Raw genomic sequence first — 25,374 nt, forward strand, 5'->3', positions numbered from 1 at the left:
GTTGGCATAAACCAATCAATGAGTATCACTCCCGAAATAGAAACACGCCTGGCACTCTTGCAGGAAAAATATGAAGCAATGGGCCAGGATATGATATCCTACCTTGACGGCCTGCTGCATGCCGATTTTTTAACTTACTGGGATTATATCCATTTGGATACCCTTTTAAGCCTGCAAAGCCCTAAAACACCTTTCCCCGACGAGGAGATATTTATCATGTATCACCAGATCACGGAATTGTATTTTAAGCTGGTGCTGCACGAGTGCAAACAGATCACCGAAAAACAACCGCTTACCGCTGATTTTTTCACTGCACGCATAAGACGTATCAACCGGTACTTCGATGCACTTATCCAGTCGTTTGAAATTATGGTAGATGGGATGGAAAAAGAGCAGTTTCTTCATTTCAGGATGTCATTGCTCCCGGCCAGTGGTTTCCAGAGCGGTCAGTACCGGATGATTGAAATTTATTCAACCGATTTTATCAACCTTGTAGCCAAAGATAAACGCGAGGAATTGCGCAGCGCACCAATTGAAGATCAGTTTGAATACCTCTACTGGAAATTTGGCGCTACAGAGCTATCAACCGGCAAAAAAACACTGACACTGAAACAATTCGAAAAGAAATATTCCAAAATCTTTATAGAATTAGGGAAGGCCACTACACAGCATAATTTTAGTGCCCTGTTACAGCAATTGCAATACAATCAGCAATCAACCACCGAACTGGAGAATGAATTGCGCCAACTGGACGTAAATGTAAACGTGAACTGGCCGCTTTCACATTACAAATCAGCCGTACGTTACCTTAACCGCGAGCCTGATGAAATAAAAGCCACCGGAGGCACCAATTGGCAAAAATATCTGCCCCCGCGTTTTCAGAAACGCATATTTTATCCTTCACTATGGACAACAGAGCAAATTGAGAATTGGGGTAAGGCTTGGGTTGAGGACGTATTAGGTTAGCAACCTCCCTCTCCTATTATTTGTTGTTGGTATAAAATCTTACCGCTCGATTTAATAGTAATGACACCTTTGAATTGATAATATTCGGAGTCAAGTTGTTTCACATTGACTTTTTTGACACTTAAGATATATTGATCTGAGGTATAAATCTCTTCGTTTTTATCATGACTTATCTTTTCATTTGCTTTTAGCCGGATTGATTTATTATTAATATGAATTAGTGCTGTAGCATAATCAGTCCTGCAAATAAGTATATCTTGCTTTTTATCCTTCTCGGACAAATAGCAATCATCTCCGCAACCCATCAGATCGTCAGGTACATTTTTAAAAGTTGAGATTTTTAATGCCGATGGTCGTTGAGCTTGATTAATATTTAATCCTATTGTAAAAAAGAGAATTGCAGATAAGAGTAATTTCATATGATTTAGGTTCAATTAGACAAATATGATCAATTTTTCCTAACTTGCCATTTTCCGAATTAATAAACCAATGCTATGACTGAGACGCTGGATATCAAGATCACAAAAACTACCAATTCCCGTTTGGCGCAAACGGATTTCAGTAACCTGCCCTTTGGCAAAATATTTTCTGACCACATGTTGGTGGCCGATTATGCCAATGGCGAATGGAAAAACTTTGAGATAGTCCCTTATGCTGAAATTGGGCTAAGTCCTGCTATTTCAGCTTTGCACTACGGTCAGGCTTTTTTTGAAGGATTGAAAGCTTACAAGCACGCCGATGGTAAAGTGTCTGTTTTCCGTCCGGATAAAAATGCTGAGCGCTTTAATAAATCAGCAGAACGCCTTTGCATGCCTGAGTTACCAGAAGATATTTTCATACAAAGTATAGCCGCTTTGGTGGATGTTGACCGTAACTGGATACCAGGAAATGCTAATCATTCCCTTTATATCAGGCCGTTTATGTTTGCTACCGATGCTTTTTTGGGCGTGGCACCATCATCAACTTATAAATTTATGGTGTTAACCTGCCCTGTAGGACCATACTTTTCAAAAACACTTAGGGTTAAGTTCGAAACACATTATACCCGCGCTGCCGAAGGTGGTATGGGCTTTGCCAAATCAGCCGGAAACTATGGCGGTGCAATGCTGCCTGCCCGCAAGGCGGTTGAGGAAGGTTTTGACCAGCTGATATGGACAGATGCCAAAGAGCATAAATATGTGGAAGAAATGGGTGCCGCAAACGCCATGTTTGTACTGGATGGCAAATTGATCACTCCTTCTACCGACGAAAATACGATATTGAAAGGCATCACCCGTGATACGGTAATCACATTGGCCCGCGACTGGGGCTTCCCGGTTGAGGAACGCCGTGTATCAATAGCGGAGATTGTGGAAGGTGCTAAAAATGGCAAGCTTACCGATGCCTTTGGTGCCGGAACAGCTGCTACTATTGCCCCGGTTGGTTCATTGAGCTACAACGGCGAAGAATACTTTTTAAGCGACCCAAAAACACGCGAGTTTTCGCAGAAAGTATTAAAGAGTCTGGATGGTATCAGGTACGGTAACGCTCCTGATCCGCATGGATGGAATTACATGATTTAATTTTAGACTGAGTCTGAAGTTCTAAGTTTTGGGTTAAATACTGAAATACTTAGAACTTTGGACTTATTCCACAGTAACTGTCAATCCTTCCTGCTGTAGTATTTTACGATATATCTCCATTTCATTGAATGAGCCCTCCAGTACAGCGCACTTACCTTCATTATGTACTTTCCAGGCTATTTTCTCAGCTTGTGCTTCAGAGTAATCAAGATACTTCATCATACAGAAGATCACATGATCAAAAGTATTGATATCATCGTTCCATAAAATAAGGCGGTGCAATTCCTTAAGGCTGGTGAGCAGCTCTTCAAGGGTAAAGGTTTCTTCCTGTACTTCTGTTGGCATATGTAATGACAAATTTACCTAAAATCGGCAATAAAAAGATTAAAATACTGTTAGCTTCTGTAAAACAACGCCATATATTATCACAGTAAATTTATGAATACACTCCCCTTTCGTTGGTTTGGCATTTGCACACTGCAATTAGCCATGGTCAGCTTATGTATTGCCCAGGATAAGTCCACACAAAACAAACTACAACCACCACCGCCTAATATTACTATTGATGGCGATGCCAAAGAGTGGGGCGACAGCCTACGCTATTATAACCAGGAAAAACAACTCAACTACAGTCTCGCTAATGACCAGGAAAATCTTTACATGGCCATCCGCATTAATGACCGCAGTGAACAAATACGGGTGCTAAAAGCAGGGTTGACCCTAAGCATCGACACTCGCGGCAAGAAAAAAGAAACTTTCAGCATCACTTTCCCCATTGGTGATCAGAGTCAGAATAATCCGGCATTGCAAACAAATGACCTGCAGGGAAACACAAATATAACGCAGGAAGATCGTGATGACCTGAAAGAAGCACGTCTCACAAAATTAAGAGAGATCAGGGTTTCGGGCTTTAAAGATATTGAGGGTGAAACGATCACCACATCAAACACCTATGGCATTAAAACAGCTATTGATTATGATGAAAATGGCAACCTGGTATACGAAGCCGCTATACCATTAAAGTTTTTCCATGTGGATGATCTTTCAAAAAGCGAGTGGGCCTTTAATTTTAAAATAAACGGCATCGTAAAACATGGTCAAACAGCAGATAATGGAGCACATGACGGCATGACCCGTGGAGGAAGTGGTGGTGGATTTGGCGGCGGTGGCGGTGGAAGAGGTGGCCATGGTGGTGGTCACGGCGGACACGGAGGTGGCGGAAACAGCGCGCCGGTAGACCGCAGCGAACTATCAAAGTCGGTTGACTTTTGGGAGAAATATTATCTTGCAGGCAAGTAAGATATGAATGGTAGTCAGTAGTGAGCAATTAACTATTCACTACTGACTATATTAAAACTTATTCTTCCACATCATGCTCTCTACCGGGCGGGTAGTGGGATTATTGTACTTGGCATTAGCTTTGGTGTTGTACATTGTCTCAATCTCGCCTTCTACTACAAAATAGATCAGCTGGCCAATAGGCATACCGGCATATATCTTTACAGGTTGTGCGCAGGATATTTCTAATGTCCAGGTATTGCAGAAGCCTACGTCTCCCTTTCCAGCGGTAGCGTGTATATCTATCCCTAAACGGCCGGTACTTGATTTGCCTTCAAGGAACGGTACATGGCGGTGTGTTTCGGTATATTCCATCGTAACACCCAGGTAAAGTGTGTTAGGTTGTAAGACAAAGCCTTCTTTCGGAATTTCAAAGCCATCGATCTCATTATGCTGTTTGGCATCCAAAACACGGTTGCGATAGGTAGCCAAATGCTTACCCAAATGCACATCATAAGAATTAGTGCCTAAACATTCGCGTTTAAACGGTTCAATAATGATATGACCTTTATCAATTTCTTCAAGAATGCGTTTGTCGGATAAAATCATGCTACGTGATATTTGGCCTAAATTAGAATTATTTGGTTTAAGTTCGCCATCCTTTTTGCAATTTTACATTATGGCCATAGCATACAAAAAGCAAATTGATGACAATACCGAATTTGCTCTTTGGAAAATAGAAGAGAAAGCTGATGATCTGTACAGCCAACTGCAGTTGAACGCTTATGAAAAGGCTTATGTTGAAAAGCTTAGCCACGGCAAACGGCACCTGCATTGGTTAGGTACGCGCGTTCTATTGCGCAAGATGCTGAATACTGATGAATATATTGATAGTCGGGCTGATGAGCATGGAAAACCTTATTTGGTTGATCTTCCTTATCATATATCGCTTAGCCACTCATTTGACTATGCAGCGGTAATGATCAGTAAAACGCGACCTGTAGGTATAGATATCGAACAGATAAAAGAGAAAGTTGAGCGTATAGCGCACAAATTTATGGGCCCTCAGGAAATGGCATTTATTAAAGATGAGCACAAAATACAGCAGCTCTATGTTTGTTGGTGCGCCAAAGAAGCAGTTTATAAATGTTACGGGCAAAAAGAAGTTTCATTTGCTGATAATATATCGCTTGAGCCCTTTAACTTTGCAGATAAAGGTGTAGTAAACGCACACTTGAGCAAAGATATTGTCGATCTGGATTTTAAGGTTGATTATCTGCAATATGAAGATTACATGATAGGCTACGTAAAGGGATAGGATATGAAAAACAAAAAAGTAACTTTCCAGGATTGGGGCTTGATCGATTACAAAGAATCATGGGACAGGCAGGAGGTTTTATTCGGGCAAACAGTAGCACTGAAAACCCGGATAAGAAACTACAAAATAACCAGTGAGGGCGACGAATATGGTGAAGATGAATCAACCCCTAATTATCTCATATTTTGTGAACATCCGCACGTATACACCTTGGGCAAAAGCGGCAAGCCAGAACATTTGCTGTTAGATGAAAAAGGCTTAAAAGAAAAAAATGCTGTTTATTACCTCATAAACCGTGGCGGTGATATTACGTATCACGGTCCCGGACAAATAGTTGGTTACCCGATACTTGACCTTGATAATTTTTTTACCGACATACATCTTTACCTGCGTACACTGGAAGAAGCTGTAATACTAACCATGGCGCAATACGGACTGAAAGGTGAAAGATATCCTGGCTACACCGGTGTATGGTTAGATCCAGATAATGAAAACGCAAGAAAAATTTGCGCTATGGGTGTGCGCTGCAGTCGTTGGGTAACTATGCATGGGTTTGCGTTTAATATTAATACCGACCTGGATTATTTTAAAAATATTGTTCCCTGCGGCATTGACGATAAAGCCGTTACCTCTATGCAAAAGGAACTCGGCAAAGAAGCAGATATAGAAGACATCAAAAAAAACTTAAAACATCATATTTCCGTATTGTTTGATATGGAGATATTATGAAGATACTGTGTTCGATTTTTGTTGCTATTACTAACTTTCACCGGATGTACAAAAGAGGCCAATAACAGCACTCCCGTTATCACTAATATGACCAACGCTGATACTACCGTTAAAGCTTCCGATAGCACATTTACATATCTTGCTCTTGGCGATTCTTATACCATTGGTCAATCTGTCCCGGCTGATCAGTCATATCCTAACCTGTTAGCATTAGAATTGACGGCACACAAATACCCGGTAAACCCTCCGAAAATCATAGCAGTTACCGGGTGGACAACCGACGAATTAATTAATGCCATTGCCAGTAGTGGCATCACCGATAAAAAATTCGATTTTGTTACTTTACTTATTGGCGTTAATGATCAGTATCAGCAATTAAGCCAGGATAACTACCGTACCAAATTTCAACAAGTATTAAACACCGCCATTAAATTTGCCGACGGTAATAAAAATCGTGTTTTTGTATTATCTATTCCGGATTGGGGCGTCACTCCTTTTGCTGCTGGGCGCGATAGTATCATTGGCCCGCAGATAGATCAATTTAATGCCATTAATAAACAGATAAGTAATGTGGCACAAGTAAACTATATAAATGTCACAACCATATCCAGGTTGGCAGCAAATAACCCCTCACTGATAGCCAGTGATGGATTACATCCTTCTGAAAAAATGTACCAGCTTTGGGTTGATCTATTAGAGCCGGTAGTTATAGCAAAGTTAAGATAGCCTCACCTAATCCTCTCCAAAGGAGAGGACTTGTCTCCCTTTTCATTTAGAATTTTTTATTCAAAACCCTCTCCTTTGGAGAGGATTAGGTGAGGCAATGTCATTTGCTATTAACCCACTCAGAATATTTTGTTTCTTCGGGGACATCGGTCGGGCTTTCAAAGTGTAGTTGATAACCATCCGGATCGATAACTTTTACATCCCATAATCCATTGCCAACAAATGGCTCATGCGCAGCCACTGCCCTGTCGATAAATTCATGATAGAGTGTCAATGAATCCTTGCATTGGTAAAATATGGTTACGCCTGCGCCTGGCTTGTCACCTGCAAGATAAGGTTTGCTCTCTGATATTCTGGCCTCCTGCAACATCAGCGGCCCGCCTTCCCGCTGAAGCCAGCACCATTCAATTTTGCCTCGGGGTGTCCATGTATTTAGTATGCTAAAACCTAAGCCCTCAGTATAAAAATTCAGAGAGGCCTCCATGTTTGATACCATGAAAAATGGCGCAGCATATTGTATGTTGGGCTGATTATTTTCCATAACAATTCATTTTCTGAAAATATATTGACATGATTAAAACTAAATTACTGTTTAAAACGTCAAAATAAAAAGGATATAAATTCATTTATAAAATCACTTGCATTTATGCGACAAATTTCATAAATTTGATGACAAATGTCATAAATCAAAAAAAATGGCTGTAAAAAAATATAAATTACCCGAAGAAGATTCTGTAGCAATGGTAAACATGCTGAGAGAAGGTGTGGAGTTTACTTATTTGAACAGTATCTCTGATCGCATCAATTTCACTTTAGAAGATTGGTCGTCTTATCTGCATCTATCAGAACGTACTATCCAACGCTACAAAAAAGAGAAAAAGCCTTTTGATACCATTTATTCTGAAAAGATCGTCCAGATAGATCTGCTATATAAAAGAGGTGTTGAGGTGTTTGGCAACGAAGACAATTTTCATACCTGGATGGCGACCAAAAGCATTCCGCTGGGTAATATTAAACCGAAGGAACTATTAGATACTACTTACGGTATTAACCTGGTTGCTGATGAGTTGGGTCGTGTTGAACATGGCATATTCGCATGATCGTTTACCGTCTATGTAAAAAGCGTTATGCAAACGACCTGACCGGACAGGGTGCTGAACTAAGGGGCGGGCGCTGGAACGGTAAAGGAGTAGCCGCATTGTATACTTCCTCTTCCCGCGCGCTATGTACGATCGAAATACTTGTGCATATACCGGCCGGCATTATCCCTAAAGATTATTATCTCATAACCATCGAATTCCCGGATAGTGCGCCGGTTAAATCTATTGAGATAAAGGACCTGCCGGGTAACTGGAACAGCAATCCTATATCGGTTTCAACGCAACGTATCGGAAATACATTTTTCTCCGAACAAAAGGCATTGGTGCTAAAAGTACCGTCGGCAATAATAAAAGACGAATGGAATTACATCATCAATCCGATGCATGAAGCATTTAAAGATGTAAAAATTCTAAGCATCGAGCCGTTTGCTTTGGATGCACGGTTGTCTAAAAAATAGTTTCACTATGAAATTCTGGGAATTCGTTAATTCAATAAATTCCGGTTCAGACACATTAACACTCCGGCAAGCTGATCGGTATATTGATCGCAAGGCCGCCATCTGATGTTTCCTTGTATTTTGAGTTCATATCCAATGCTGTTTGCCACATGGTTTTCACCACGGCATCAAGACTCACTTTGGCATTATCCGGATTGGTTTGTAATGCAAGCTGCGATGCTGTAATGGCTTTTATTGCACCCATAGTATTACGCTCGATACAAGGCACCTGCACCAGGCCGCCTATTGGGTCGCAGGTCATTCCCAGGTGATGTTCCATCGCAATTTCGGCAGCCATTAATACCTGCCTTTGTGAACCACCCAAACATTCTGTTAGTGCTGCAGCAGCCATAGCAGATGATACTCCTATCTCAGCCTGGCAACCGCCCATTGCTGCAGATAAAGTAGCACCCTTTTTGAAGATACTGCCTATCTCTGATGCCGTTAAAATAAATTGTATGATCTTTTCTTCGGTAAAGCTGTCACAAAAAACTATTAAATATTGCAACACTGCCGGCACTACCCCGGCTGCACCATTGGTAGGCGCTGTTACCACACGACCAAAAGAGGCATTCTCTTCGTTTATTGCTAACGCGAAGCAACTTACCCAGTCCAGGGTATTCTGAAAACCATTGCCTGTTTCCCTTATCGCTTTTACCCATTCATCATAATTTTGATATGGGCGACTACCAATCAATCTACGGTTTAGGTTCGCAGCACGCCGGGCTACATTAAGCCCACCTGGCAGGTGACCGCTAGTATGACATCCCCGGTACATGCATTCCTTCATCACCCTGAAAATATTGAGTACACCGGCACGGGTATCTGCTTCGCTTCTCCACGCCAGTTCATTTTCCATTACTACCCCGGATATTTTCAGACCGGTCTTTATGCACCAGTGTAACAGGTCGCCGGCTGTCTCTATCGGGAATGGAAGGTCGACTTCGTTTTTAGATTGTGCTTGCTGATCTTCTTTTACTACGAATCCGCCGCCTATTGAATAAAAAGTTGCCGAAACTGCTTTGCCATTATTCAAAAATGCTTGGAAAGTCACTGCATTAGGGTGAAAAGGCAGACTTTCATTGTAAAGAAACAACAGATCATCCTCAACAAAAAAACCGATCTCACGACGTCCTCCAAGCATCAGTATATTGCTTGTTTCGATGTCTTTTATTTTGCCATCTATAGCATTCACATCAAAGGTAACAGGATCATCACCGCTCAGTCCCAATAGGATAGCGATATCCGTTCCGTGCCCTTTACCGGTCTTGGCTAATGAGCCATAAAGCAGGATTTTTATCCCTGTTACTAAATTCAATACATCCTGCTCAACCAGCAATTCTACAAATTGCTGTGCCGCCCGCCATGGCCCAAGTGTGTGCGAGCTTGAAGGGCCTATGCCAATTTTAAATATATCAAATACGGAGATCTGTTCGCGTTTCATCGGGGCAAACTTACGTAATAGTAAGAGAATGTTTTTTTACCAAAGGTTTCGTATTTTAAAACTTATTTAATACTTTCAATCAAGTTAACCTATTTATCAATCAATTTAAACCTCTTTACAATGGGAAATTACGACTCGTCATCGGCTTCAAGCGTAGCGGCTCTTTTTGCAATTATAAGTGTGCTGATTATTCCAATTCTAATAATTTCAGTGATCATGATCATCGCGCACTGGAAAATTTTCGAAAAAGCAGGTAAGCCCGGATGGGCTGCAATAATCCCTATTTACAACATTATTGTTTTGCTTGAGATTATTGGCAAACCGATATGGTGGATTTTCCTGCTCTTATTTCCATGCACCAGCTTTATATTCCTAATTTGGGCAACTAACCTATTAAGCAAAAGCTTTGGCCAAAGCGAAGGCTTTACAGTAGGGTTACTTTTATTGGGCGTAGTCTTTTACCCAGTTTTAGGTTTTGGAAATTATCAATATTTAGGTCCCTCAGCTAAAGAAGCAGGCGGTTTAAGACCTTTTGATCCTTCAGCAAACTATAAGGACCCATTTAATAACCCTAATACGCCCCCGCAGGTTTAATGTGATTAGTAGTTTGATACATACACAAATATCTTGTAGCCATTTGGTTTTTATCAAATGGTTACAAGATCATATGCTCCCCTGCCCTTTTAAGTATATCACAGGTATAGATTGCCCCGGCTGTGGTTTTCAACGCTCCGTTATTGCTCTGATACAGGGGGATCTGCATAAAAGTTTCCTTTTTTATCCACCTGCTATACCATTGCTTATCTTTTTTACCTATGGTATTACCGGCAGCTTTTTTAATCTCGATACCCAAAATCATTTTGTTAAAAAAACCGGGTTTATGATAGTAGGTACTATTATCCTGGTGAGCTATTGCCTTAAGCTATATAACTTGGATCATAAAGTCTCCATCTGAGCGCTTATATGGTTATAGTCTTTGAGTATAGTTTGCAAAAACAACATATCGTTCATCCCTTTTGGAGGCATTATATTAAGGTGTTCTTTTATACGCAGCGCCATGTTATAAACCACTACATTATTGCCGGTTTTAATATAGGAGTTAATAACCTCATGTATCAACTCAACATCCTTATCGTTTAATTGTCCTGCTTCTTTAAATACCGGCTGATAACCATCATACGAAGGCATAAAAACGATATCATTCATTTTTGTACGAGGGCTGGTTCTTATGAGCATAGTACCTGCAACCATATCACCTATTCTTTGCGGCTTTTCGCTTACTGCGGCTACTATTAATGCGATCAGTCCGGGTTCAATAATTAAAAAATCAACTATGCGAAACAGCCAGCGTAATACATACTGACCAAAACGCGGCTGAGCCCCATCTAAACTGATCACTTTTATTTTCATGATCCGCTTGCCTATACTTTGTCCGTTCATAAATACTTCGAACAAGAGATCGTAAAACACAAAAAGTGCAGCGTAAATACTGATGAGTATTATCATGCCAACACTCCCATTTACGTATAGATTTAACAAGCTTACAACGAAAACACCTAAGATAAATATTAGAAAAAAGATGGCCAGATCTATCAAACGTGCTATAATACGCTCACCCAAACCAGCAACCTCATAATCAATATCAATATTCTGTGAAGTTTTTATTCTTATAGTTTGCATACAATAAATTCTAAGGCTAATATACTTTTTTAGTTGAAAGATTAAGTTTTTGTATTTATTTTAAGCGATTATTAAACATGAGCTAATTAATGCGCGAACCGCTGTTTGTTAAACAAAATGCTGAGAAGTGGAGCCAATTTGAGCAATCACCGACAGATGACCCCGATGAGATAGCAGAACGTTTTATCAAAATCATTGACGATCTTGCTTATGCTAAAACTTTTTATCCAAAATCAAAAACAACTGCTTACCTTAACGGATTAGCTGCTAAGCTCCATCAATCCATCTATAGAAACAAAACTGAAAAAAATAATCGCTTTATTACATTCTGGAAATTTGAACTGCCATTATTATTTAAAAAATATCAAAAGCAGTTGCTCTATTCGTTTATTTTTTTCCTGGTGTTTTGCCTGATAGGTGCTATTTCTGCAAAGTACGATGAGAACTTTTTGAGGCTAATATTAGGCCCAACCTATGTTGATATGACCAATGAGAACATTGCCAAAGGTGACCCATTTGGTGTATATAAAAGTCACGACGAGTTCTCGATGTTTTTTTCAATTGCAGCAAATAACATCTTTGTTTCGCTTATGATATTTGTTAGCGGCATTATTTTTTCCGTGGGATCAATTTATTATATGTTTCAAAATGGGGTGATGCTGGGCTCATTTGAATATTATTTTTTCAGTAAGGGCCTGGGCCTGCAATCAATCCTCGTTATCTGGATACATGGTACAATTGAAATATCATCAATTATTATAGCAGGTGCTGCAGGTTTGGTTTTAGGCAACAGTTTTCTATTTCCAAAAACTTATACCAGGCTTGCATCATTAAAAATAGGTGCTAAAAACGGCATGAAAATGACCATAGGGCTGGTTCCTTTATTTATTATTGCAGCTTTTTTTGAAGGCTTTGTTACACGGCATACAGAAATGCCTTTATGGCTCAGTATAACTATATTAGCTACGTCCCTTTTCCTTATTATCTGGTACGTAATTATTTATCCTAATAAACTTTATAAAAACCAAACCTTACATGTCAAACGTTGAACTCGCAAAACCCCGTGATTTCGGGGAGATCATTAATGATACCTTCATTTTTGTTCGTCAGAATTTTAAGCCACTGCTAAAATATTTTTTTATTTTCTGCGGCTTTTTTTTATTGGCAACTACTGCCACATCCATCCTGAATCAGATCAACATGATCAGGAGGGTGAATAATTTCAATCCCAATAGCTTTGATGCGGATAATCGCTTTGGACCTTTTTTAGTTTTTACTCCCACTTATTTTCTGGCTATGTTTTTCGTGATACTTGAATATGTATCTATTAGTGTTGTCGTATTATCCTTTATGGCACTCTATAAGGTAAAACAGAACCAGGTTCCTGATACTGAAGAGATGTGGGGATATTTTAAGTTTTATTTCTTAAAAGCATTAGGCAGCTCTTTTGTAATAGGCCTATTGGTAATAGTTGGTTCTATCTTCTGTCTTATACCCGGTATATATCTTTACCCTGTTATGTCATTGGTGCTTCCTATCATGATCATAGAAAACACCAGCTTTGGCTATGCCTTTAATCACAGTTTCAGGCTGATAAAAGACAATTGGTGGTCAACTTTTGGTGTATTGGTGGTTGTAATCATTATACTATCGGTAGCAAGTATGATCGTAACAATTCCATCAGCCATAATAGGTGCAGGCAGCATATTTTTACATTTTACAAAGGGCACTACCATATCTGTAACTGCGGTAATAATAACTACCATACTTCAGCAATTTATACACGTTCTCAATATTTTAATAATAGTGGCTACCTGTCTTTGTTATTTTAATTTAACTGAAAGTAAGGAAGGTACGAGCATGCTTGAACGCATTAACAAGTTCGGCACAGCCAACCCCGAATCAGATGTAACGCCGGAACAGTACTAAAATGCGCCTGTTTTTATATGTGGTATTATTTATTCTGGCAGTGAGCACAGGCTATTGTGACACTGCCAAGCCCGTAATACCTAAGCATGAAAAAGCTGTACTAAAAACTGACACCGCAGAAGTCAACATCCGGCATTTTAACCAGGCTGCGCTAAAAGAATACAGCCTGCAACCAGAGTTTCAATACAAAGAAACTACTGCCGGCGATACTTCTCTGTGGACACGTTTTTGGAGATGGTTTTGGCAGTGGATAGCACACCTGTTTAATTTTGGCCCGAAAAAAAGTGCGAGCCTTTGGAGCTTGTTTTGGGGCATCATCCAAATCTCATTACTCCTTGGGGGTGTTGCTGCATTAGTGTTCTTTATATTTAAATCGCAGGGAGTTAATGTGCTAAATATTTTCAGGCGAAAATCCGCAGCAGCACCTATACCCTATTCTGAATTTTTTGAAGATATTAACGAGATCAACTTTGATTTAGAGATAGAGAACGCCGTAGCAAAACATAATTACCGTTTTGCAGTACGATTGCTTTATTTAAAAAGCCTTAAACGCCTTAGTGATGCGGGACTTGTAAAATGGCAGATAGATAAAACCAACAGCAATTATATTAATGAACTCACCGATGAGGAGCAGCGGGTTGCGTTTAAGTTGCTTACACTTCAGTTTGAATATGTTTGGTATGGCGAATTCTTAATAGATAGCCAGGTATATACCAACATCAATACTTTGTTTCAAAATTTTAACAAGCACGTGGCATGAAAGATTTTAAATTATACCTTTCTGTAGCCACCATTTTGCTTATCGTTTATTTGGTGGCACAGTATAATAAACCTGCACCCGTTAACTGGCAGCCAACTCTTTATTATAAAGACAAAATTCCCTTTGGCTCATATGTTCTTTACAAAGAACTACCGCATATTTTTCCTGATGCCAAAATCATCAATACTAATCAAAATCTATATAACCTGTTTCATAATAAGGGGCTTACTAACAGCAATTATCTAATTCTATCAAAATCTGTTTCTTTAAGTAAATATGACTTTAAGGAAATGGTCAGCTATATCAAATCGGGCAACTCTGTGTTTATCGCATCGGCTGGCTGGGAGGGGGTTTTGGCTGATACCCTGAATATCCGTACAGGACAAGAATATGAAAAGAAAAATGTGCGTTTAAATTTCACCAACAGCAAATTAAAACGAGCAAATAATTATCGGTTCGAAAAGGATATCAGCAATGAATATTTTAGCCGTTTTGACACAGCCCACGCCATAGTACTCGGCAAAAACGAATTGGGACATAGTAATTTTATCAGCTTTAGTTATGGAAAAGGTCATTTATTTCTATGTGCCAATCCGCAGTTGTTTACCAATTTCAGCTTACTGAATAATCAAGGCGACGACTATGCCGCTAAAGCATTATCTTATCTTCCAATTCAACCTAATATTTATTGGGATGAATTACAAAATGGCGATATCATGGAAGATCCATCACCACTAAGGGTATTCTTTAGTTATCCAAGTTTGCAATGGGCCTATTATATCAGCCTTTTTAGCCTTGTAATATTTGTTCTCTACGAAATGAAACGCAGGCAGCGCATTATTCCTATAATTGAGCCTTTGAGAAATTCGACAGTTGAATTTGCAAATGTTGTTGGGCAAGTATATTATGAGCAACGAAATAATATGAACATTGCCCAAAAGAAAATAATTTACTTTATGGAGCATGTGCGGACAAAATACTATTTGAAGACAAATCCAATAGACATGGATTTCATACAACGGCTATCACAAAAAACAGGAATAGAGCATTCATTTATTGTGAAGCTTGTTAATCATATCAATTATATAAACGTCCAGAAAAAAATAACAGACGACGAACTTATTTTACTAAACCAACTTATCGAACAATTTTATAATCAATCCAGATAGATATGGAAGACGAACTTTTTGAAGAAAGAACCGACCTGAGCAAACTAAGCGCCGCGGTCGAACAAATAAAAGCAACCCTTGGAAAGATCATAGTAGGGCAGCATGATACGATTGACTTGCTGATTGCCGGGATATTAGCCGATGGGCATATCCTGATTGAAGGTGTACCCGGTGTGGCTAAAACCTTAACAGCAAAATTAATTGCAAAAGCAATCGACGCCCAATATTCGCGCATACAGTTTACTCCCGACCTGATGCCATCGGATGTATTGGGTACTTCAGTTTTCAATCCCAAAACCATCGACTTTGAATTTAAACAGGGACCAATATTCGGTAATATCATCCTGATAGACGAGATCAACCGTGCACCTGCCAAAACACAATCTGCTCTATTTGAAGTAATGGAAGAGCGCCAGGTAACCATTGATGGAAAAAATTATAAAATGCAGGAGCCATTTATAGTATTGGCTACTCAAAACCCTATTGAACAGGAAGGCACTTATCGTTTACCCGAAGCGCAACTGGACAGGTTCCTTTTTAAAGTGGAAGTGAAATACCCTTCATTAGAAGAAGAGATAATGATCATTACGCAACAACATCAGCAAAAAACAAATGATCAATTAGCAGATATAAAACCTATCCTGACAAAGGATGATATCATCGAGTTAAGGCAACAGGTACGTGGCTTTTTTGTAGAACCCAAGATATTGGAGTTTGTGGCTAAAATCATTCACGAAACACGTAATAACAAGTCACTTTACCTCGGTGGTTCGCCACGTGCATCGCTGGCAATAGTTAACGCAGCTAAAGCATTGGCAGCCATCAAAGGTCGTGATTTTGTGACTCCCGATGACATTGTATGGGTGGCCCCTGCCGTATTAAGGCACCGCATTATGCTTACGCCTGATAAAGAAATGGAAGGCGTTAGTCCGGATGAGGTGGTGAAACAAATTATTCAGAAAATTGAGGTACCACGCTAAGCAGAGTGAAAAATATTTTTAGCCTATTTTACAAAAATCTCTTTTTAACCAACCGGCTTTTTGCCGGGTTGACAGCTTGTGCTATACTATTTTTACTTTCCTTCTTTTTTCCATGGTTGGGTGTCATTCCTGAATTATTCTTTTGGACACTGGTACTCCTTTTCCTTGCCGATGTATTAATGCTTTACCGCACATCAAAAGGTGTATTCGCCAAACGTCACGCCCCCGAGCGGTTAAGCAATGGTGATGAGAATGAATTGGGTATCTATATCGAAAATTCATATCCATTTAATATCAACGTGGGTATAATTGACGAGATCCCATTCCAGTTTCAGAAAAGAGATATTTGGTTTAAAACTGTTTTAACAACGCGCCAGCATAAACTGATCAATTACATTTTGCGGCCTACCAAACGTGGTGAATATGAATTTGGAGATATCAGGGTATACGTTAAATCGCCATTAGGGATCATCAGCCGGAGATATAATTTTAGCCAGGCAGAAACATTACCTGTATATCCATCCTTCCTGCAGATGCGTAAGTATGAGCTGATGGCTATATCAAACCGGTTAAGCGAGATCGGTGTAAAAAAGATAAGACGATTGGGCCATAGTCTCGAATTTGAACAGGTAAAGAATTATGTTGCCGGGGATGATTATCGCACCGTCAACTGGAAAGCCACCGCACGCCGCGGCGACCTGATGACAAATGTTTACACTGATGAAAAATCTCAGCATGTATATTGTGTGATCGATAAGTCGAGAGCCATGCAAATGCCTTTTGAGGGTCTAAGTCTGCTTGACTATGCCATTAACGCCAGCCTGGTATTATCAAATGTGGCTTTGTTGAAAGAGGATAAAGCAGGACTAATCACCATTGCAGAAAAATTAGGTGCCGTAGTGCCTGCAGACAGGCGGCCTATACAATTGAACCGAATACTGGAGGTACTGTACAATGAAAAAACAAGGTATCTGGAAACCAATATGGAGTTATTGTACAGCACTATCCGCAATGTGCTGAAGCAACGCAGTCTGGTGGTGTTCTTTACCAATTTTGAGAGCATGTCGGCAATGGAAAGGCAGTTACCATTCTTAAAGCGGATCTCTAAGTTCCATCTGCTCCTGGTTGTATTTTTTGAGAATACCGAACTTGAAAAACTAAGCGAACAGCCGTCTAAAGATGTGGAAGGTATTTATATTAAAACGATTGCTGAAAAATTCGCCTACGATAAAAAACTGATTGTAAAAGAGCTGACCAAGCATGGCATACAGTCTATATTGAGTACGCCACAAAATCTGACGATCAATACTATTAACCGTTACCTGGAATTAAAAGCTAAACAGAAAATTTAAATCAGGTTCCTGGAAGTAAATGGTGATTAGGTAATTTTACATCTGCTTCACGCAAATCTTTCACGATCTTTTCCTGCAGAAATAACTTGATATCAAAATAATCTGCCGGGTTAACCCATACACGGACTGTAAACCGGATACCGTCGATCTCTAAGGCATACACACCGATAATTGGTTCTGGCTTGCGGATTATCCCTTTGGTATTTTTAATCGCATTGTCGATAATACCTTTTACCTGTTCCACATCTACTATATAACCGAGCTTCAGTTCAAAATCCAGCCGACGTTTACCTTCACGTGTTACATTGACGATCACCTCGTTAAACAGTTTTCCATTTGGGATGATGATCGTCCGGTTATCACCCGTAATTAAGACTGTATAAAAAAGCTGGATAGAAGTAACTATACCATCCTGCCCTTGTGCTATAATATTGTCTTTTAACTCAAATGGCTTTAGTAACAGTATGAGTACTCCGCCAGCAAAATTTTGAAAAGTACCTGATAATGCTAAACCTGCCGCAACGCCAAATGAGGCAATGATGGCGCTCAAAAAGCCTAGCTCCCAGCCTATGATATTAAATACACAAAGGGTTAATAAAACATATAGTGTAGTAATGGTAAGGCTTAAAAAAAATGGCTGCAATGTAGAATCCACCTGCCGGTTGCTCATTCGGTTACGCATACGCACTTTTAGAAACCGGATGAACCAGAGACCTATTAAAAATATTAAAATGCCTGAGATATAATTTGGCCCGCGTGTGATTAGCCAATGGTGAAATTCTGCGTAAAATTCTTCGAGCTTCATAGATTAGAAGTCAAAGTTAACAATTTATTATTTCCCGTAGATCGTTACAAATAATTCAGGACCTTTTACAAAAAACCACTCTACTATCTGGGTCCTGAGAAGTGTAGTGGTATCATTAATCGCTTTCATGGCTGGGGTTATTCAAATGTTGTGCCTTTTCTGCATCCCGGCAGTTCCAATAATCAATTATTGGGTTTGCTGTACAAAAATATACCTTATCGCAATCAAATTATTACTTAATTAATCATTTGATTAACAGATGACCGTCCGTTTACTTTTTCATGACGCTACGATGGTTCACTAAAAAAGAAATCCCTGTCTAAAAAAATAGACAGGGATTTTCTTTTAATTTATTAGGCTAAAGTCGTTAGTCTAAAGCCAAAAGTCTTAGACTTCGGACTCAGAACTTATGACTTGAGGCTTTGGGGGGTTACATCATACCGCCCATACCGCCGCCGCCCATTGGAGGCATGCCGCCGCCTTTTTCATCTTCCGGATCGTCAGCTAATATACATTCAGTAGTTAATAACATTGCTGCAATTGACGCTGCATTTTCTAATGCTACACGACCTACTTTAGTCGGGTCGATAACACCTGCACCAATCAAATTTTCATATTTGTCGGTACGTGCATTGTAACCAAAATCAGCTTTACCTTCTTTTACTTTTTGCACTACGATAGAACCTTCGATACCCGCGTTTTCGCAGATCTGACGAAGTGGTTCTTCGATAGCACGACGGATGATCTGGATACCAGTGTTCTCATCTTCGTTAGCACCTTTCAGGTTCACCAAAGCTTCAACAGCGCGGATGAATGCCACACCACCACCAGCTACTATGCCTTCTTCAACAGCGGCACGGGTTGCGTGTAACGCATCATCAACACGGTCTTTCTTTTCTTTCATTTCAACTTCTGTAGCTGCACCAACATATAATACAGCAACACCGCCTGATAATTTAGCTAAACGCTCTTGTAATTTTTCGCGGTCGTAATCTGAAGTAGTTGATTCGATCTGTGATTTGATCTGGCCAACACGGGCTTTGATCTCTTCAGTTGAACCAGCACCATTGATGATAGTAGTATTGTCTTTATCAACAAGTACTTTTTCAGCAGTACCTAAGTAAGAAAGGTCAGCATTTTCTAATTTGAAACCTCTTTCTTCAGAGATCAAAGTACCACCAGTTAAGATAGCGATATCTTCAAGCATTGCTTTACGGCGATCGCCAAAACCAGGAGCTTTAACAGCAGCTACTTTCAGTGAACCACGGATTTTGTTAACTACTAAAGTAGCTAATGCTTCGCCATCAAGGTCTTCAGCAATGATCAATAATGGCTTGCCAGTTTGTACTTGTTTTTCAAGGATAGGAAGTAATTCCTTCATTGAAGATATTTTTTTGTCGTAGATCAGGATATAAGGATTATCCAATTCTACTTCCATTTTATCAGCGTTGGTAACGAAGTATGGAGAAAGGTAACCACGGTCAAACTGCATACCTTCAACAGTTCTAACTTCAGTTTCAGTTCCTTTAGCTTCTTCAACAGTGATCACACCGTCTTTACCTACTTTAGCCATAGCTTCAGCAATTAATGAACCGATGATCTCATCGTTATTAGCTGAAATAGAAGCCACTTGTTTGATCTTGTTATTGTCTTCGCCAACAGTTTGTGACTGGCTTTGCAGGTTTTTTACAACCGCTGCAACAGCTTTGTCAATACCGCGTTTCAGATCCATTGGATTTGCACCGGCAGCTACGTTTTTAATACCTGCTGTTACAATAGCTTGTGCTAAAACGGTAGCAGTAGTAGTTCCATCACCTGCAATATCTGCAGTTTTTGATGCTACTTCTTTAACCATTTGTGCACCCATATTTTCTAAAGCATCTTTTAATTCGATCTCTTTAGCTACAGTTACACCGTCTTTAGTGATAATAGGTGAACCGAATTTTTTATCGATGATCACATTACGACCTTTTGGTCCTAAAGTTACTTTAACCGCATTGGCTAAAATATCTACGCCGCGTTTTAATGCGTCACGTGCCTCTACATTATATCTAACTTGTTTTGCCATGTCTGTTTAATTTTGAATTAGTGAATTAGTGAATGATTGATTTATTTCACTAACCCAATAATTATTTTTTTTAATTGATGTTTTGAATGATTGCTTGTTTGAATGAACATTAAATTAAGAAAACTCACTAATTCAATAACTCACTCATTCACTAATTAAAGCACCGCGTAGATATCAGATTCACGCATAATTAAGTACTCTTTACCGTCATAGGTAATTTCGGTACCGGCATATTTACCATATAAAACCTGGTCACCAGCCTTAACAGTTAAGGGTTCATCTTTTTTACCGTCACCAACAGCAACGATTGTTCCGCGTTGAGGTTTTTCTTTAGCAGTATCCGGGATAATGATTCCGGATGCAGTCTTCTCTTCGGCGGCAGCAGCTTCCACTACTACCCTGTCTCCGATAGGTTTAATGTTTAATGCCATAGTTATACTAATTTAATTTTATAAAAAGTTTAAAATTTTGACCCGAATAGTTATTCCGGGCAGGTTGCAATGAACATCAATTATGCCAACCAAACGGTAAGGTCTCAAATTGGCATGTTAACTGTTCAATTGTCACATTTAGGTGAACTGGTTTTTTATTCTTAACGATGACTTAACATCACAATGCCATCGTGTCAGTATTGTTTTAGCCAAAAAAGGCTCTGGAAATAACCCAAAGCCTTTTTCAATATTTTTGCTATTCTCTAACTATTTCTTTTTCCCTGTTGGTGCAGCTTGTAAAGGTAGTGGCGCTGAATTGGTAGGCGCTGTTGGTGTAGATGCCTTTTTAACTGTCTGATCTATATCACCGTTATCATTTTTAGCTAAGTTGCCTTTAACTGAAATATTAATAGCAAGCGATAATACCATTAATGAAATAGCAAGTATCCAGGTTCCTTTTTCAAGGAAATCACCGGTTTTCTGTACACCCATCAATTGTGATGAGCTTGAAAAATTGGATGTTAAACCTCCACCCTTCGGGTTTTGGATCAATACGATTGCCCCTAAAAGTACACACACTACTACGGCAAGGATCACTAAAATCAAATACATTTCTTTATATAATTAATTGGTTTTTCTTTCTAACTGTTCAATCTGGTCGGCAAAGTAACGGCTTTTTTCCGGAAATTTCAACATCAATTTTTTGTAAGTATTTATGGCCTTGTGATAAAGCATCTGATCCACATAAATATGTGCCAGGGTTTCAGTTACCAGCTCATCATGGTCTTCAGCACTTTTTTTCGCTTTATTCTCAGTATCCAGTTTATCGCTGCTTGGCGTACTGATATGTGGCTCTTCAGCTATAAATTTTTTAATGATCCTGTCCTCTTTTCTCTTCGGATCAAATTCAATAGTAGGATGCGACATACTTCTGTCCAATTCTTCAACCGAGCTCAGGTGAAAGATATTTTCATAATACTGTTGCTGCAATTCATCAGCACCCTGCTGACGAATTGCTTGTGATGTATCCAGTTTAAAAGGTTGATAGATACCTGAATGTTCCTTACGGGTTTTATTTAACCACCACATAAAGGTATAAGGCATCGTATCATCATCATATTTGGATACATTCTTATTATCGTCTGCCAGTATCAATCCGGTATTAGCGGATTCCTTAACTGTATCTGATGACGCAACAAATGATTCCTTTTCAACTGGTTCAGCCTGTTTGCGTTCGGTAAAGGCCCTGTCGAATCTAAAATAATCCGTAGCGGCAATGTTTCCAATAATCAATTTTTCAGCCTCATCATCCATATTCAAGGCACGTTCTTTTTGGACTATGGGTTCAGTCACAGGCTCTTTGACTGTTTCCGGTAACTCTTCCTCATCAATTACTGGTGTTTCAGTGGGCGGGGGCACCAGATCCAGGGGTTTGGCAGACTGTACAAAATTGATATTTTCGATACCCGTTATTTCATCAAATACCTCATCATCTATGCTATGAGGCTGTTCGCTTAATTGGAAACTAGGGGTTTCGGTTAATAACTCATCCTCGTGGATATCATGGGTAACTTCAGCTTCATGTTCTTCAACAGGTGATTCGGAACTTTCCTCTGGTAAAGTGTCTTTTGCAGGTTCATCGGTAATTGCTTCAGGTATTACTTCATACTCCGAAGTATCTGCTTCGATTATTTCCTGCTCATATTGTTCGTCCGCTTCAATTTCGTTAACAGGCTGTTCAACTTCTTCATGCTCCTGTTTATCCGGGATAGCTTCTGCTGTCACTTCCTCGTCCCATGTGTTTTCAACCGCCTCAATCTTATAGTCAGTCAATTCTATCACATCTTCACTTTCTCCACGGGGGAATTTTTCGGCTTCGGCCCTCTCATCATGTATCGGTTCCGTCTCAACTAAACTCGGTTCATCGTGAATGATTTCAGTATCTTCAACAGGTGCTGGTTCCTCTATGGCATCAGCTTTTAATTCATGATTTGTCTCAACAATGCTATTTTCAGTCTCAGTAAAAGGATGATAATTTTCTTCCTCAACCGTATCGCTAAAATTATTTGATTGCTGTTCTTCCTCTGACTGTAAATCCCCGGCTTTCTCAACAACGGCATAATTTACCTGATCACTTAATTGCTGGATGATCTGTTTATCAGACACTTCAGCTAAAATTTCAGGTGAATTAACAAGAATATATAACGTTTTCGGGTTTACATAAGCTGCGGCATGGCTTACATTCTGTTGGGTATCAGCGTGCGAAAGTAACGCATGCAACAAACCACTCTGCGGAAAATCATTTACCAGCTGTTGCAATTCAGAAGCATGCAAACGCCCCTTGTCGGCCGGGTTGGCCAATAGGTTCCATAAAACTTCGTTATGCCCGTTATTTAGGTGTTTATCCACGTGGTTGAAACTACGAATTGCTTACCAATTAGCAAAGGCCTTGTTAAAAATATCTTCTGTTAACTGCTTATTAATAGTTGCTATCAGCCCCTGCTCCTGGTTGGCAATATCTCCGGTAAAATCAGCAAAAGCAGGGAATGACTGTGTAAAATTATTCTTTTTATCAGCAATATTTGTATACGTTACATTTACTGTAATGGTTAGCCGGTTTGCACCTGCTATAGGGGCTACATTATTATTGGTTGCCTGTACAGAGACCGGTGCTATAGAATAGCCGGTAATGGTACCGGATAACTTAGCATCCGCCTCACCCTGCACTATTGACAAACTAGTGGTAGTACGAATGCGGTCCTTCAATGCTTCAGTAAAATTCTGGCTAAGATTACCAACAACCAGGGGAGCATTGTTTTCAAAATACTCAACATTGATAGTTTTTAATCCTTGTGTTGAGGCGCCACTTAGTTTTATTGTACATGATTGGGTAAATAAAACCAAAGCACTTACAGTAACCAGGATAAATAATATTCTTTTTATCATCAATTATAAATCTAACTCTTTTATTTTTCGATATAAGGTCCGCTCAGATATTCCCAATTCATTAGCTGCAAGTTTGCGTTTACCTTTATGCTTCTTTAAAGCTTTACGTATCAGGTCTGATTCTTTTTCAACCAATGAAAGTGATTCCTCAACCTCTTCAGCATCATGTGTTATATTGAAAGTATCATTGCTGATATTGTTATTATTAACGGGATGCTGCAGCGTAAATTGTGTATCCTGGCTGCCTTGTGGCAACTCAATGTCACGGTATAGTTGATTCAATGTTTGTGAATGATTAGCATAGTTTGTGCTAACGCCACCATGTTCTATAATATCGGCTACCAACTTTTTCAATTCATTCATATCACGCTTCATATCAAATAAAACCTTGTATAATATGTCGCGTTCAGAAAAATCTTCTTTAGGCTGATTGTCGAGGCGCATAGGCAGGTTTCTACCTGTTGCTTCGGCAGGAATATAATTAAGTATTACTGGTGCTGTTATCAACCGGTCTCTTTCTAACACAGCCAATTGCTCTGCCATATTTTTTAACTGGCGCACATTACCAGGCCATGAATAATTAACCAAAAGCTGTTGTGCTTCTTCATCAAGCTGTATAGGTGGGGTGCGATATTTATCTGTAAAATCAGCTGTGAATTTTCTAAAAAGCAGGTAAATATCTTCCTTCCTATCGCGCAAAGGTGGGATACGCAGTGGTACTGTATTTAAACGATAATAAAGATCTTCCCTGAATTTTCCGTTTTTAACAGCCTCATAAACATCCACATTGGTAGCGGCAATTACCCTTACATTAGTCTTTTCAACTTTAGATGAACCTACTTTAATGTATTGTCCTGACTCCAATACGCGTAGCAAGCGTGCCTGTGTACCCAAAGGCATTTCGGCTATTTCGTCCAAAAAGATAGTACCGCCATTTACTGTTTCAAAATAACCTTTACGCTCTCCCACTGCACCTGTATAGGCCCCTTTTTCGTGACCGAATAATTCAGAATCTATTGTTCCTTCCGGGATGGCGCCACAGTTAACGGCAATAAATGGCCCATGCTTACGCGGACTCATTTGGTGAATAATGTGCGAAAACACTTCTTTCCCGCTACCACTCTCACCGGTGATCAGCACGGATATATCTGTTGGCGCAACCTGGTTGGCAATATTTATCGCCCTGTTTAATAAAGGCGAACTACCAATAATTCCAAACCGCTGTTTAATTTCTTGTACTTCCATATTAAGTTAAGAATCAAGAGTTAAGAATCAGGAATCAAGAAGGATTATCACCGCTCAAAATATATTCTCTGAACGAGAAGATCATCTTTTGAATCTCTGTTACAAGCTCCAAACATTCTTTTAATTTTTCTTTAGAGCCATAGGATCTACGCTCACATATTAATAATTGTGTTTCTGCCTCAAATGAGGACGTTAATGCTGTTGTTAAAAATTCACCAAAATGAACTTTGGTTCTTTTACCTGAACCTTCGGCTATATTAGATGGTATAGAACAAGAACTTCTGTTTAATTGATCAATAAGGCAAAAACGTTCATCACTTGGCAAGCCTTTACAATATCATAAGTCAAATCTGTAAAGTCCATTGATCTTTGCCAAATTTTTAATGCTT

Annotated in this window: 30 protein-coding genes; 16 read left to right on the top strand and 14 right to left on the bottom strand. The window is 39.5% G+C overall.

The genetic code is table 11. The features are described 5' to 3' along the window. The first annotated feature begins 18 nt into the window (after positions 1-18). Positions 19-966, top strand: coding sequence for a tryptophan 2,3-dioxygenase family protein (locus ACPPVU_RS23120; protein WP_426669102.1), 948 nt, complete (start codon positions 19-21; stop codon positions 964-966). On the opposite strand, the gene ACPPVU_RS23125 is transcribed toward ACPPVU_RS23120, so the two are convergent. Further along, on the bottom strand, positions 963-1,385 hold the full coding sequence (locus tag ACPPVU_RS23125) for a hypothetical protein (protein ID WP_426669103.1): 423 nt from the start codon (positions 1,383-1,385) through the stop codon (positions 963-965). The two genes, ACPPVU_RS23120 and ACPPVU_RS23125, sit on opposite strands and share 4 nt — an antisense overlap. Before the next feature lie 75 nt (positions 1,386-1,460). Between ACPPVU_RS23125 and ACPPVU_RS23130 the strand changes: the two genes are divergently transcribed. After that, positions 1,461-2,528 (top strand): branched-chain amino acid aminotransferase, encoded by a 1,068-nt coding sequence (locus tag ACPPVU_RS23130; protein ID WP_426669104.1) that lies wholly within the window; start codon positions 1,461-1,463, stop codon positions 2,526-2,528. 63 nt (positions 2,529-2,591) lie between these two features. Here ACPPVU_RS23130 and ACPPVU_RS23135 read toward each other — a convergent pair whose 3' ends face one another. Beyond that, on the bottom strand, positions 2,592-2,873 hold the full coding sequence (locus tag ACPPVU_RS23135; protein ID WP_426669105.1) for an ATP-dependent Clp protease adaptor ClpS: 282 nt from the start codon (positions 2,871-2,873) through the stop codon (positions 2,592-2,594). 93 nt (positions 2,874-2,966) lie between these two features. On the opposite strand from ACPPVU_RS23135, the gene ACPPVU_RS23140 reads away from it, so the two are divergent. Beyond that, entirely contained in the window at positions 2,967-3,827 is an 861-nt protein-coding gene (locus ACPPVU_RS23140; protein WP_426669106.1) for a hypothetical protein, read from the top strand. Between the two features lie 51 nt (positions 3,828-3,878). Here ACPPVU_RS23140 and dcd read toward each other — a convergent pair whose 3' ends face one another. Continuing rightward, the gene (gene dcd, locus ACPPVU_RS23145) at positions 3,879-4,415 is read right to left on the bottom strand and encodes a dCTP deaminase (RefSeq protein ID WP_426669107.1); all 537 of its coding nucleotides are present in this window, start codon (positions 4,413-4,415) and stop codon (positions 3,879-3,881) included. On the opposite strand from dcd, the gene ACPPVU_RS23150 reads away from it, so the two are divergent. The 3 genes from ACPPVU_RS23150 to ACPPVU_RS23160 all read left to right on the top strand — a co-directional run bounded on the left by ACPPVU_RS23150 (position 4,414) and on the right by ACPPVU_RS23160 (position 6,579). Continuing rightward, entirely contained in the window at positions 4,414-5,124 is a 711-nt protein-coding gene (locus ACPPVU_RS23150; RefSeq protein WP_426669108.1) for a 4'-phosphopantetheinyl transferase family protein, read from the top strand. The two genes, dcd and ACPPVU_RS23150, sit on opposite strands and share 2 nt — an antisense overlap. A 3-nt stretch (positions 5,125-5,127) precedes the next feature. Continuing rightward, on the top strand, positions 5,128-5,853 hold the full coding sequence (lipB, locus tag ACPPVU_RS23155; RefSeq protein WP_426669109.1) for a lipoyl(octanoyl) transferase LipB: 726 nt from the start codon (positions 5,128-5,130) through the stop codon (positions 5,851-5,853). A gap of 87 nt (positions 5,854-5,940) precedes the next feature. Next, positions 5,941-6,579 (top strand): SGNH/GDSL hydrolase family protein, encoded by a 639-nt coding sequence (locus tag ACPPVU_RS23160; RefSeq protein WP_426669110.1) that lies wholly within the window; start codon positions 5,941-5,943, stop codon positions 6,577-6,579. Between the two features lie 100 nt (positions 6,580-6,679). Here ACPPVU_RS23160 and ACPPVU_RS23165 read toward each other — a convergent pair whose 3' ends face one another. Continuing rightward, on the bottom strand, positions 6,680-7,120 hold the full coding sequence (locus ACPPVU_RS23165) for a VOC family protein (RefSeq protein ID WP_426669111.1): 441 nt from the start codon (positions 7,118-7,120) through the stop codon (positions 6,680-6,682). 154 nt (positions 7,121-7,274) lie between these two features. On the opposite strand from ACPPVU_RS23165, the gene parS reads away from it, so the two are divergent. Beyond that, complete coding sequence (gene parS / locus ACPPVU_RS23170; protein WP_426669112.1) at positions 7,275-7,679, top strand: type II RES/Xre toxin-antitoxin system antitoxin; 405 nt, start codon at positions 7,275-7,277, stop codon at positions 7,677-7,679. Continuing rightward, positions 7,676-8,137: an RES family NAD+ phosphorylase gene (locus tag ACPPVU_RS23175; protein ID WP_426669113.1), complete on the top strand. Its 462-nt coding sequence runs from the start codon at positions 7,676-7,678 to the stop codon at positions 8,135-8,137. The genes parS and ACPPVU_RS23175 overlap by 4 nt, the downstream gene beginning before the upstream one ends. Positions 8,138-8,192: 55 nt before the next feature. Here the strand turns inward: ACPPVU_RS23175 and ACPPVU_RS23180 are convergent, their stop codons facing one another. After that, the gene (locus tag ACPPVU_RS23180) at positions 8,193-9,620 is read right to left on the bottom strand and encodes an L-serine ammonia-lyase (protein ID WP_426669114.1); all 1,428 of its coding nucleotides are present in this window, start codon (positions 9,618-9,620) and stop codon (positions 8,193-8,195) included. Positions 9,621-9,740: 120 nt separating this feature from the next. Between ACPPVU_RS23180 and ACPPVU_RS23185 the strand changes: the two genes are divergently transcribed. Both ACPPVU_RS23185 and ACPPVU_RS23190 read left to right on the top strand, forming a co-directional pair. Then, positions 9,741-10,214 carry a DUF5684 domain-containing protein gene (locus ACPPVU_RS23185; RefSeq protein ID WP_426669115.1) on the top strand — a complete coding sequence of 158 codons (474 nt, stop codon included), beginning with the start codon at positions 9,741-9,743 and terminating at the stop codon, positions 10,212-10,214. 73 nt (positions 10,215-10,287) lie between these two features. After that, positions 10,288-10,575 carry a DUF2752 domain-containing protein gene (locus tag ACPPVU_RS23190; protein WP_426669116.1) on the top strand — a complete coding sequence of 96 codons (288 nt, stop codon included), beginning with the start codon at positions 10,288-10,290 and terminating at the stop codon, positions 10,573-10,575. Here the strand turns inward: ACPPVU_RS23190 and ACPPVU_RS23195 are convergent. Beyond that, complete coding sequence (locus ACPPVU_RS23195) at positions 10,557-11,300, bottom strand: RDD family protein (RefSeq protein ID WP_426669117.1); 744 nt, start codon at positions 11,298-11,300, stop codon at positions 10,557-10,559. The two genes, ACPPVU_RS23190 and ACPPVU_RS23195, sit on opposite strands and share 19 nt — an antisense overlap. An 89-nt stretch (positions 11,301-11,389) precedes the next feature. On the opposite strand from ACPPVU_RS23195, the gene ACPPVU_RS23200 reads away from it, so the two are divergent. From ACPPVU_RS23200 to ACPPVU_RS23225, 6 genes are read left to right on the top strand one after another with little or no spacing between them, the layout of a single operon-like run. After that, on the top strand, positions 11,390-12,349 hold the full coding sequence (locus ACPPVU_RS23200) for a stage II sporulation protein M (protein WP_426669118.1): 960 nt from the start codon (positions 11,390-11,392) through the stop codon (positions 12,347-12,349). Next, on the top strand, positions 12,336-13,229 hold the full coding sequence (locus tag ACPPVU_RS23205; RefSeq protein ID WP_426669119.1) for a hypothetical protein: 894 nt from the start codon (positions 12,336-12,338) through the stop codon (positions 13,227-13,229). Before ACPPVU_RS23200 ends, ACPPVU_RS23205 begins: the two co-directional genes overlap by 14 nt. Before the next feature lies 1 nt (position 13,230). Next, positions 13,231-13,989 (top strand): hypothetical protein, encoded by a 759-nt coding sequence (locus ACPPVU_RS23210; RefSeq protein WP_426669120.1) that lies wholly within the window; start codon positions 13,231-13,233, stop codon positions 13,987-13,989. After that, on the top strand, positions 13,986-15,158 hold the full coding sequence (locus ACPPVU_RS23215) for a DUF4350 domain-containing protein (RefSeq protein WP_426669121.1): 1,173 nt from the start codon (positions 13,986-13,988) through the stop codon (positions 15,156-15,158). The genes ACPPVU_RS23210 and ACPPVU_RS23215 overlap by 4 nt, the downstream gene beginning before the upstream one ends. A gap of 2 nt (positions 15,159-15,160) precedes the next feature. After that, positions 15,161-16,138 carry an AAA family ATPase gene (locus ACPPVU_RS23220; protein ID WP_426669122.1) on the top strand — a complete coding sequence of 326 codons (978 nt, stop codon included), beginning with the start codon at positions 15,161-15,163 and terminating at the stop codon, positions 16,136-16,138. 5 nt (positions 16,139-16,143) lie between these two features. Continuing rightward, entirely contained in the window at positions 16,144-17,490 is a 1,347-nt protein-coding gene (locus tag ACPPVU_RS23225) for a DUF58 domain-containing protein (protein WP_426669123.1), read from the top strand. A gap of 1 nt (position 17,491) precedes the next feature. Here ACPPVU_RS23225 and ACPPVU_RS23230 read toward each other — a convergent pair whose 3' ends face one another. The 8 genes from ACPPVU_RS23230 to ACPPVU_RS23265 form a co-directional block, all read right to left on the bottom strand. Beyond that, positions 17,492-18,295 (bottom strand): mechanosensitive ion channel family protein, encoded by an 804-nt coding sequence (locus ACPPVU_RS23230; protein ID WP_426669124.1) that lies wholly within the window; start codon positions 18,293-18,295, stop codon positions 17,492-17,494. Positions 18,296-18,725: 430 nt separating this feature from the next. Continuing rightward, a complete protein-coding gene (gene groL / locus ACPPVU_RS23235) occupies positions 18,726-20,363 on the bottom strand; it encodes a chaperonin GroEL (protein ID WP_426669125.1) in 1,638 nt (545 codons plus the stop codon). Positions 20,364-20,518: 155 nt separating this feature from the next. Continuing rightward, positions 20,519-20,794 (bottom strand): co-chaperone GroES, encoded by a 276-nt coding sequence (gene groES / locus ACPPVU_RS23240; RefSeq protein ID WP_426669126.1) that lies wholly within the window; start codon positions 20,792-20,794, stop codon positions 20,519-20,521. 267 nt (positions 20,795-21,061) lie between these two features. Beyond that, a complete protein-coding gene (gene secG, locus ACPPVU_RS23245; protein ID WP_426669127.1) occupies positions 21,062-21,406 on the bottom strand; it encodes a preprotein translocase subunit SecG in 345 nt (114 codons plus the stop codon). A 12-nt stretch (positions 21,407-21,418) separates the two neighbouring features. Beyond that, the gene (locus tag ACPPVU_RS23250; protein ID WP_426669128.1) at positions 21,419-23,203 is read right to left on the bottom strand and encodes a hypothetical protein; all 1,785 of its coding nucleotides are present in this window, start codon (positions 23,201-23,203) and stop codon (positions 21,419-21,421) included. Positions 23,204-23,224: 21 nt separating this feature from the next. Next, positions 23,225-23,740 carry an LptE family protein gene (locus ACPPVU_RS23255; RefSeq protein WP_426669129.1) on the bottom strand — a complete coding sequence of 172 codons (516 nt, stop codon included), beginning with the start codon at positions 23,738-23,740 and terminating at the stop codon, positions 23,225-23,227. Between the two features lie 3 nt (positions 23,741-23,743). Then, positions 23,744-24,985: a sigma-54 interaction domain-containing protein gene (locus ACPPVU_RS23260; protein WP_426669130.1), complete on the bottom strand. Its 1,242-nt coding sequence runs from the start codon at positions 24,983-24,985 to the stop codon at positions 23,744-23,746. A gap of 34 nt (positions 24,986-25,019) precedes the next feature. Further along, the gene (locus tag ACPPVU_RS23265) at positions 25,020-25,310 is read right to left on the bottom strand and encodes a four helix bundle protein (protein WP_426669131.1); all 291 of its coding nucleotides are present in this window, start codon (positions 25,308-25,310) and stop codon (positions 25,020-25,022) included. Positions 25,311-25,374 lie beyond the last annotated feature (64 nt).

This window comes from Mucilaginibacter sp. McL0603 (assembly GCF_049992945.1).
Classification (GTDB): Bacteria; Bacteroidota; Bacteroidia; order Sphingobacteriales; family Sphingobacteriaceae; genus Mucilaginibacter.